Source organism: Streptomyces sp. HSW2009, assembly GCF_040240285.1.
GTDB lineage: Bacteria > Actinomycetota > Actinomycetes > Streptomycetales > Streptomycetaceae > Streptomyces.
On the sequence record NZ_JBEHZD010000388.1, the window covers coordinates 1 to 7843 of the forward strand.

A 7843-nucleotide genomic window follows, 5' to 3' on the forward strand; every position below is an offset into this window, starting at 1 on the left:
CCCCCCCCCCCCCCCCCCCCCCCCCCCCCGCCCCCCCCCCCCCCCCGCCCCCCCCCCCCCCCCCGGGGGGGGGGGGGGGGGGGGCGCGCCCCCCCCCCCTCCGCCGTTACGACGCCGGGCCGGCAATCGCCGTGATCGGCTTGGCCAGCGGGACGCCTGAGCCGTCGCGGCGCGGGTCCGGCTCGGGGAGTGGGACGGGAGCGCCGGCGTCGGTCGCCGCGCGCGCGGGAGCCGCCCCGGCCCAGGCCATGACCAGGCAGTCCTCGCCCTTCAGGAACCGCTGGCAGCGCACCCCACCGGTGGCCCGGCCCTTGCGCGGATACTGGTCGAACGGGGTGAGCTTGGCCGTCTGGACCGAGCCGTCGAGCGTGTCGTGCGCCCCGGCCACCGTGAAGACCACCGCATCGACCGCCGGATCGACCGCGCCGAACGAGAGCACCGTGGCCCCTGCGCTCAGCTTCACCCCGGCCATGCCACCCGCGGCCCGGCCCTGCGGGCGCACCTGCGCGGCCGGATAGCGCAGCAACTGGGCGTCGCTGGTGATGAAGACCAGGTCCTCGTCGCCCGTACGCAACTCCACCGCGCCCACGATCGCATCGCCCTCGCGCAACGCGATGACGTCCAACTCCCCCTTGTTCGTCGGATAGTCCGGCACCACCCGCTTGACCACCCCCTGCGCGGTGCCGATGGCGAGGCCCGGCGACGCCTCGTCCAGCGTGGTCAGACAGACCACCCTCTCACCCTCGGTGAGCGTGAGGAACTCCGTCAGGGGCGCCCCACCCGCCACGTTCGGCGCCGATGCCGTGTCGGGCAGCGTCGGCAGATCGACCACCGCGATGCGCAGCAGCCGGCCGGTGGAGGTGACCACGCCCACGTCCGCGCGCGCCGTCGCCGGCACCGAGGAGACGATCACGTCGTGCTTGGCGCGGTGCGTCGCACCGTCGTCCACCGGCGGCTCCCCGGTGGCCGTCCGCGCGAGCAGCCCCGTGGAGGACAGCAGCACCCGGCACGGGTCGTCGGGGACCTCCAGCGGAACCGCCGCCACCGGGGCGCCCGCCGACTCCAGGAGCACCGTGCGCCGCTCCGTACCGAACTTCTTCGCCACCGCGGCCAGTTCGTTGGAGACCAGCTTCCGCAGCTCCGCGTCCGAATCCAGGATGCGCGTCAGCTCGGCGATCTCCTGGGTCAGCTTGTCCCGCTCCGCCTCCAGCTCGATCCGGTCGAACTTGGTCAGCCGGCGCAGCGGGGTGTCCAGGATGTACTGGGTCTGGGTGTCCGACAGCCCGAACCGGGCCATCAGCGACTCCTTGGCCTGCGCCGCGTTCTCACTCGACCTGATGAGCCGGATGACCTCGTCGATGTCGAGCAGCGCCGTGAGCAGACCCTCGACCAGGTGCAGCCGGTCCTGCCGCTTGCGGCGCCGGAACTCGCTGCGCCGCCGCACCACGGTGAAACGGTGGTCGAGGTAGACCTCAAGGAGTTCCTTGAGGCCGAGCGTCAGCGGCTGGCCGTCGACCAGTGCGACGTTGTTGATGCCGAAGGACTCCTCCATCGGCGTCAGCTTGTACAACTGCTCAAGGACGGCTTCCGGGTTGAAACCGTTCTTCACCTCGATGACCAGCCGCAGCCCGTGCTCACGGTCGGTGAGGTCCTTGACGTCGGCGATGCCCTGGAGCTTCTTCGCCCCGACCAGGTCCTTGATCTTGGCGATGACCTTCTCCGGGCCGACCGCGAACGGCAGCTCCGTCACGACCAGGCCCTTGCGCCGCGCGGAGACGCTCTCCACCGAGACGGTGGCCCGGATCTTGAACGTGCCGCGCCCACTCTCGTACGCGTCGCGCACGCCGGTCAGGCCCACGATGCGGCCACCGGTCGGCAGGTCGGGGCCCGGCACGAAGCGCATCAGCGTGTCGAGGTCGGCGCCCGGGTGCTTGATCAGGTGCCGGGCGGCGGCGATGACCTCGCCGAGGTTGTGCGGCGGCATGTTCGTCGCCATGCCGACCGCGATCCCGGACGAGCCGTTGACCAGCAGGTTCGGATAGGCGGCCGGCAGCGCCACCGGCTCCTGCTCGCTGCCGTCGTAGTTCGGGGTGAAGTCGACCGTGTCCTCGTCGATGGACTCGGTCATCAGCGAGGTCGCCGAGGCCATCCGCGCTTCGGTGTACCGCATGGCGGCCGGCGGGTCGTCATTGCCCAGCGAACCGAAGTTGCCGTGCCCGTCGACCAGCGGCAGCCGCATCGAGAAGGGTTGGGCCATGCGCACCAGCGCGTCGTAGATGGACGCGTCGCCGTGCGGGTGCAGCTTGCCCATCACCTCGCCGACGACCCGGGCGCACTTCACGTACCCCCGCTCGGGGCGCAGGCCCATGTCGTTCATCTGGTAGAGGATGCGGCGGTGCACGGGCTTGAGGCCGTCCCTGGCGTCGGGCAGCGCGCGCGAGTAGATCACCGAGTAGGCGTACTCCAGGAAGGAGCCCTGCATTTCATCGACGACGTCGATGTCGAGGATGCGCTCCTCGAAATCCTCCGGTGGCGGGGTCTTCGTGCTGCGGCGGGCCATCGCGGCTGCGGCTCCTTCTCCTGCCGGTGCGAGTGTTGACGCCGACCATTGTGGACCGCCGCACTGACAACGCGGACCGCGACCCGGCCGCAGGCGGGTGCCGGGGCCACCCACAGCCGGGTACATCGCCGGGAACTTCGCCAGATGTCAGCCCGGTTGCATACAGTGACAGGACTGCTCAACCCGCGAAAGATCGCGCGATCGAAGGGACGTACATGCCCATGGGTCACACGGCCACGCAACAGGCCGGCTCCGGCGGCCTGACAGCGACCGAGCACCGCCTGGCGAACGGCCTACGGGTGGTGCTCTCCGAGGACCACCTGACCCCGGTCGCCGCGGTCTGCCTCTGGTACGACGTCGGCTCCCGCCACGAGGTCAAGGGCCGCACGGGCCTCGCCCACCTCTTCGAGCACCTGATGTTCCAGGGCTCGCACCAGGTCAAGGGGAACGGCCACTTCGAGCTCGTGCAGGGCGCCGGCGGCTCCCTCAACGGCACCACGAGCTTCGAGCGCACCAACTACTTCGAGACCATGCCGGCCCACCAGGTGGAGCTGGCGCTGTGGCTGGAAGCAGACCGCATGGGGTCGCTGCTCTCCGCGCTCGACGACGAGAGCATGGAGAACCAGCGGGACGTGGTGAAGAACGAGCGCCGCCAGCGGTACGACAACGTCCCGTACGGCACCGCGTTCGAGCGCCTGACCGCGATGGTCTACCCCGAGGGCCACCCGTACCACCACACGCCCATCGGCTCGATGGCGGATCTGGACGCGGCCTCGCTGGAGGACGCCCGGCAGTTCTTCCGCACGTACTACGCGCCGAACAACGCCGTGCTCTCCGTGGTCGGCGACATCGACCCGGAGCAGACGCTGGCCTGGGTCGAGAAGTACTTCGGCTCCATCCCGGCGCACGACGGCAAGCCCACGCCGCGCGACGGCGCGCTCCCCGACGTCCTGGGGGAGCAGGTGCGCGAGGAGGTGCGCGAGGAGGTGCCGGCCCGGGCGCTGATGGCCGCCTACCGGCTGCCGCACGACGGCACCCGGGAGGCGGACGCCGCCGACCTGGCGCTGACCGTGCTCGGCGGCGGCGAGTCCTCGCGGTTGCACAACCGGCTGGTGCGGCGCGACCGCACGGCCGTCGCGGCCGGCTTCGGGCTGCTGCGGCTGTCCGGCGCGCCCTCGCTCGGCTGGCTCGACGTCAAGACCTCGGGCGGCGTCGAGGTGCCCGCGATCGAGACGGCCGTCGACGAGGAGCTGGCCAGGTTCGCCGCCGATGGCCCGAGCCCGGAGGAGATGGAGCGCGCCCAGGCACAGCTCGAACGCGAATGGCTGGACCGGCTGGCCACGGTCGGCGGCCGGGCCGACGAACTGTGCCGGTACGCGGTGCTGTTCGGGGACCCGCAGTTGGCGCTGACCGCGGTGAGCCGGGTGCTCGACATCACCGCCGCCGAGGTGCAGGCCGTCGCCGCCGCCCGACTGCGCCCCGACAACCGGGCCGTGCTCGTCTACGAGCCGATCGAGCCGGCGGAGAGCGCCGAGGGCGCCGAGCCGACCGAGCCGACCGACGTGGTCGAGGCCACCGGGGCCGACGCAGCGACCGAGGACAACGAGGAAGGGGCCGACCGGTGAGCGACGCCGCAGCCACGACCGCGACCCAGACGAAGGCGACGGACACCGCCGTGACGAGCATGCAGTTCCACCCCCAGCCGCAGCCCGGCCAGCCCAAGCCGTGGGCGTTCCCCGCGCCCGAGCGCGGCCAGTTGTCCAACGGCCTGACCGTGCTGCGCTGTCACCGCCCCGGCCAGCAGGTGGTCGCGGTCGAGGTCAACCTCGCCGCGCCGCTTGAGGCCGAGCCGCAGGGCATCGAGGGCGTCGCCACGATCATGGCGCGGGCGCTGTCCGAGGGCACCGACCGGCACACCGCCGAGGAGTTCGCCGCCGAGCTTGAGCGCTGCGGAGCGACCCTGGACGCGTACGCGGACCACCCGGGGGTCCGGGTCTCGCTTGAGGTGCCTGCCTCCCGGCTGCACAAGGCGCTCGGGCTGCTCGCCGACGCGCTGCGGACGCCCGCCTTCCCCGCCGGGGAGGTCGAGCGGCTGGTGCACAACCGGCTGGACGAGATCCCGCACGAGCTGGCCAACCCGGCCCGGCGGGCGGCCATGACGCTCTCCAAGGAGCTGTTCCCGGCCGACTCGCGGATGTCCCGCCCGCGGCAGGGCACCGAGGAGACGGTGGCGGCCGTGGACGCCGCCGCGGTGCGCGCCTTCTACACGGCACACGTACGGCCCGCGACGGCCACCGCCGTGGTCGTCGGCGACCTCACCGGCGTCGACCTCGACGAGGCGCTCGCCGACACACTGGGCGCCTGGACGGGCGACGCCGGGCAGGCCCGCCCGGTGCCGGCCGTCACCGCAGACGACACCGGACGGGTCGTCATCGTGGACCGCCCGGGCGCGGGGCAGACCCACCTGCGCATCGGCCGGGGGGGCGCCGACCGGCACGACCGGGTCTGGCCGGCGCAGACGCTGGGCACCTACTGTCTGGGCGGCACCCTCACCTCCCGGCTCGACCGGGTGCTGCGGGAGGAGAAGGGCTACACCTACGGCGTGCGGGCCTTCGCCCAGGTGCTGCGCTCCACGGCCGACGGCTCCGGCCTCTCGCTGCTGGCCATCAGCGGTTCGGTGGCCACCGAGGTGACCGGGCCGGCGCTGGAGGACGCCTGGAAGGTGCTGCGCACGCTGGCCGCCGAGGGGCTCACGGACGACGAGCGCGATGTGGCCGTGCAGAACCTGGTGGGGATCGCCCCGCTGAAGTTCGAGACGGCGGCCTCGGTCGCCGGCACCCTCGCGGACCAGGTGGAACAGCACCTGCCGGACGACTTCCAGGCCCACCTCTACCGCCGGCTCGCCGAGACCGGCACGGTCGAGGCGACCGCGGCCGTCGTGAACGCCTTCCCGGTGGACCGGCTGGTCACCGTGCTGGTCGGCGACGCCTCGGCCATCGAGGAGCCGGTGAAGGCGCTGGGTATCGGGGACGTGCGGGTGGTCTCTGGCTGACGCCGTCCGACCCGGCGGCGGCCGGGCACGCGACCGACGGGCGCCCGGGTGGGCGGGGCCCCGTGCGGTTGTCGCGTGCCCGGGCGCGCAGGGATGCCCTGTCGCCGGGCCGGGCGCTGCCGCCTGATCCGGCGGTGCAGGTTCTGCTGCGCAGGTCCCGCTGTGCAGACCCGCCGTGCGGACCAGTCGTACGGGTGCTCCGTGCGGATTCGCCGTGCCGTACGGAATCGCCGTTCAGAGCTGTTGTACGGAGTTGCGTCGTACGGAGCCGCGTCGTACGGAGCCGCGTCGTACGGAGCCGCGTCGTACGGAGCCGTCGTATGTGTCGCTTCGTACGGCAGGGGCGCCGGTGGAGCCGCTTCACGCGTGCACGGGCGGGTGGCGCGGCGGCCACGGCGACGGACCTGAGCATGTGACCGCCACGTGTGCGTGCGCGCGCGTTGAAGGGTGGACGCGAGGCAATGGGGGCGGCGCGGTGTGTGGAGCTCCCTCGGATGGCCTCGGACGGGGACGTATCGCCCGCGTACATCCGGCCGGGGCTCACGAGGCGTCACGGGGGCTTGGGAATCGGTGCGGCCAGTGCGTGGCGTCCGTTTGAGAGGCCGGGCGGGGCGTCGGGCGAGGGCCCGGGTGAGTGGGGCGTGGGTCCCCTGTTGTTGACGGAGCGTTAAGGAGCCGCGGCGTCAAGAGGGAATCCAGGGGCTTTCGGTATGTCTGTTTTGCTGGAGAGGCTGCCCATCTGCCGTGTGGCGTGCGCAACAAACAGCCGGTTCTGTTTGCCGATCAAAAGTGGTCCCGCTTAGCGTCAGGGCCGTTGTTCGTCACGCATCCGCCACGTCCGTGGCACCGGACAACCATCGCCGAGTCCCTCTGGTGCGAGCCGAGGGAGCCGGGGACCCAAGTCCCCTGGGGTGAATCGGCCGCCATCCTCTCGCGAGGCGTGGTGACCGTAGGAGACCTTCCTGCTCCGAACCCGTCAGCTAACCCGGTAGGCGAGAGGGAAGGAAAGGAGCACGCCTCCTCATGGCGTTCACCCGTGCCACCGGGCGGCATCGTCGCCCCACCCGTTTCGCCCGTAGCAGTGCGAACGCGGCGGGTATGGCCACTCTCGCCGCCACCGGAGTCGTCGCCGGTATCGCGGCGCCCGCGATGGCCGCTTCCGGTGCCGATGCGTCGCCGGAACTCCAGGACACCGGCCTGCGCCAGGCCGTGACCCTGAATGACGACATCGCCGACAGGATCGGTGCCCAGGCCGACGCCCAGTACACCGCCGCCGAGCAGGCCGCGGCGCAGCAGCAGGCGGAGGAGGACGCGCGCCAGCAGGCTGCCAAGCACGCGGCCGAGGTGAAGCAGAAGGCGGCGGAGGCCAAGCGCAAGGCTGCCGCCGAGGAAGCGAAGAAGAAGGCCGCCGCGAAGAAGGCCGCCGAGGCCAAGGCCGCCGCGGAGCGCGAGGCCCAGGAGAAGGCCAGCGAGCGCGCGAGCCAGGCCGAGCAGGCCGAGCAGACCGGACAGAGCCGCGCCTCCCGCACCACCGAGCGCGCGGCGATCGGCAGTTACGTTTCGCCGATCGCGGGCAGCTACGTCTCCACCCAGTACAAGGCGTCCGGCGCCAACTGGTCCTCCGGCAGCCACACCGGCATCGACTTCCACGCCAACACGGGCACCTCGGTGCGCGCCGTGGGCGCCGGCACCGTGGTCGAGGCCGGCTGGGGCGGCGCGTACGGGAACAACGTCATCATCAAGATGAACGACGGCACCTACACCCAGTACGGCCACCTGCACAGCCTCTCCGTCTCGGTCGGGCAGACCGTGGCGCCGGGCGAGCAGATCGGCATCTCCGGCAGCACCGGCAACTCCACCGCCCCGCACCTGCACTTCGAGGCCCGCACCTCCGCGCAGTACGGCTCGGACATCGACCCGCTGGCCTACCTCAGGTCGCACGGCGTCAGCATCTAGTACCTGGATTCAGCACCTGGTCCAGGACGCACGGCCGGCCACCGCACGCGGTGGCACGGTGGCGGTGTGCGCGCCCTTGCGCGCGGCTCCGCCGGGCGCCCCCATGCCGCGCGAGCGGCCCGCCCGGCCCCGGCCCCCGGTCCCCCCGGCCCTCGGTCCCCTCGTCAAGGCCCCCGCGTCGGGCGCCGGGGCCGTCGGGGGTCCCCCCCCCGCCCCCCGGCCGCGCGGGGGGGGGGGGGCCGCGGCCCGCACCGCGGGGGCCCCGGCCAGCGTGT

At 72.7% G+C, this 7843-nt stretch carries 4 protein-coding genes and 1 riboswitch; of the genes, 3 read left to right on the plus strand and 1 reads right to left on the minus strand.

The window, feature by feature from the left end; genetic code table 11:
• Positions 1–106 precede the first annotated feature (106 nt).
• Entirely contained in the window at positions 107–2560 is a 2454-nt protein-coding gene (locus AAHZ94_RS24135; protein WP_349995162.1) for a DNA gyrase/topoisomerase IV subunit A, read from the minus strand.
• A 215-nt stretch (positions 2561–2775) separates the two neighbouring features.
• Between AAHZ94_RS24135 and AAHZ94_RS24140 the strand changes: the two genes are divergently transcribed.
• The 3 genes from AAHZ94_RS24140 to AAHZ94_RS24150 all read left to right on the plus strand — a co-directional run bounded on the left by AAHZ94_RS24140 (position 2776) and on the right by AAHZ94_RS24150 (position 7568).
• Positions 2776–4185: a M16 family metallopeptidase gene (locus tag AAHZ94_RS24140; RefSeq protein WP_349995164.1), complete on the plus strand. Its 1410-nt coding sequence runs from the start codon at positions 2776–2778 to the stop codon at positions 4183–4185.
• Between the two features lie 59 nt (positions 4186–4244).
• The gene (locus AAHZ94_RS24145) at positions 4245–5612 is read left to right on the plus strand and encodes a M16 family metallopeptidase (RefSeq protein ID WP_349995168.1); all 1368 of its coding nucleotides are present in this window, start codon (positions 4245–4247) and stop codon (positions 5610–5612) included.
• A gap of 848 nt (positions 5613–6460) precedes the next feature.
• A riboswitch (cyclic di-AMP (ydaO/yuaA leader) is annotated at positions 6461–6622 on the plus strand.
• Between the two features lie 13 nt (positions 6623–6635).
• The gene (locus tag AAHZ94_RS24150; RefSeq protein ID WP_349995166.1) at positions 6636–7568 is read left to right on the plus strand and encodes a M23 family metallopeptidase; all 933 of its coding nucleotides are present in this window, start codon (positions 6636–6638) and stop codon (positions 7566–7568) included.
• Positions 7569–7843: the final 275 nt, after the last annotated feature.

Excerpts from the sequence above, each read along its gene's own strand:
- AAHZ94_RS24135 (WP_349995162.1), bottom strand. The coding sequence starts at position 2,560 with ATGGCCCGCCGCAGCACGAAGACCCCGCCACCGGAGGATTTCGAGGAG.
- AAHZ94_RS24140 (WP_349995164.1), top strand. The coding sequence starts at position 2,776 with ATGCCCATGGGTCACACGGCCACGCAACAGGCCGGCTCCGGCGGCCTG.
- AAHZ94_RS24145 (WP_349995168.1), top strand. The coding sequence starts at position 4,245 with ATGCAGTTCCACCCCCAGCCGCAGCCCGGCCAGCCCAAGCCGTGGGCG.
- AAHZ94_RS24150 (WP_349995166.1), top strand. The coding sequence starts at position 6,636 with ATGGCGTTCACCCGTGCCACCGGGCGGCATCGTCGCCCCACCCGTTTC.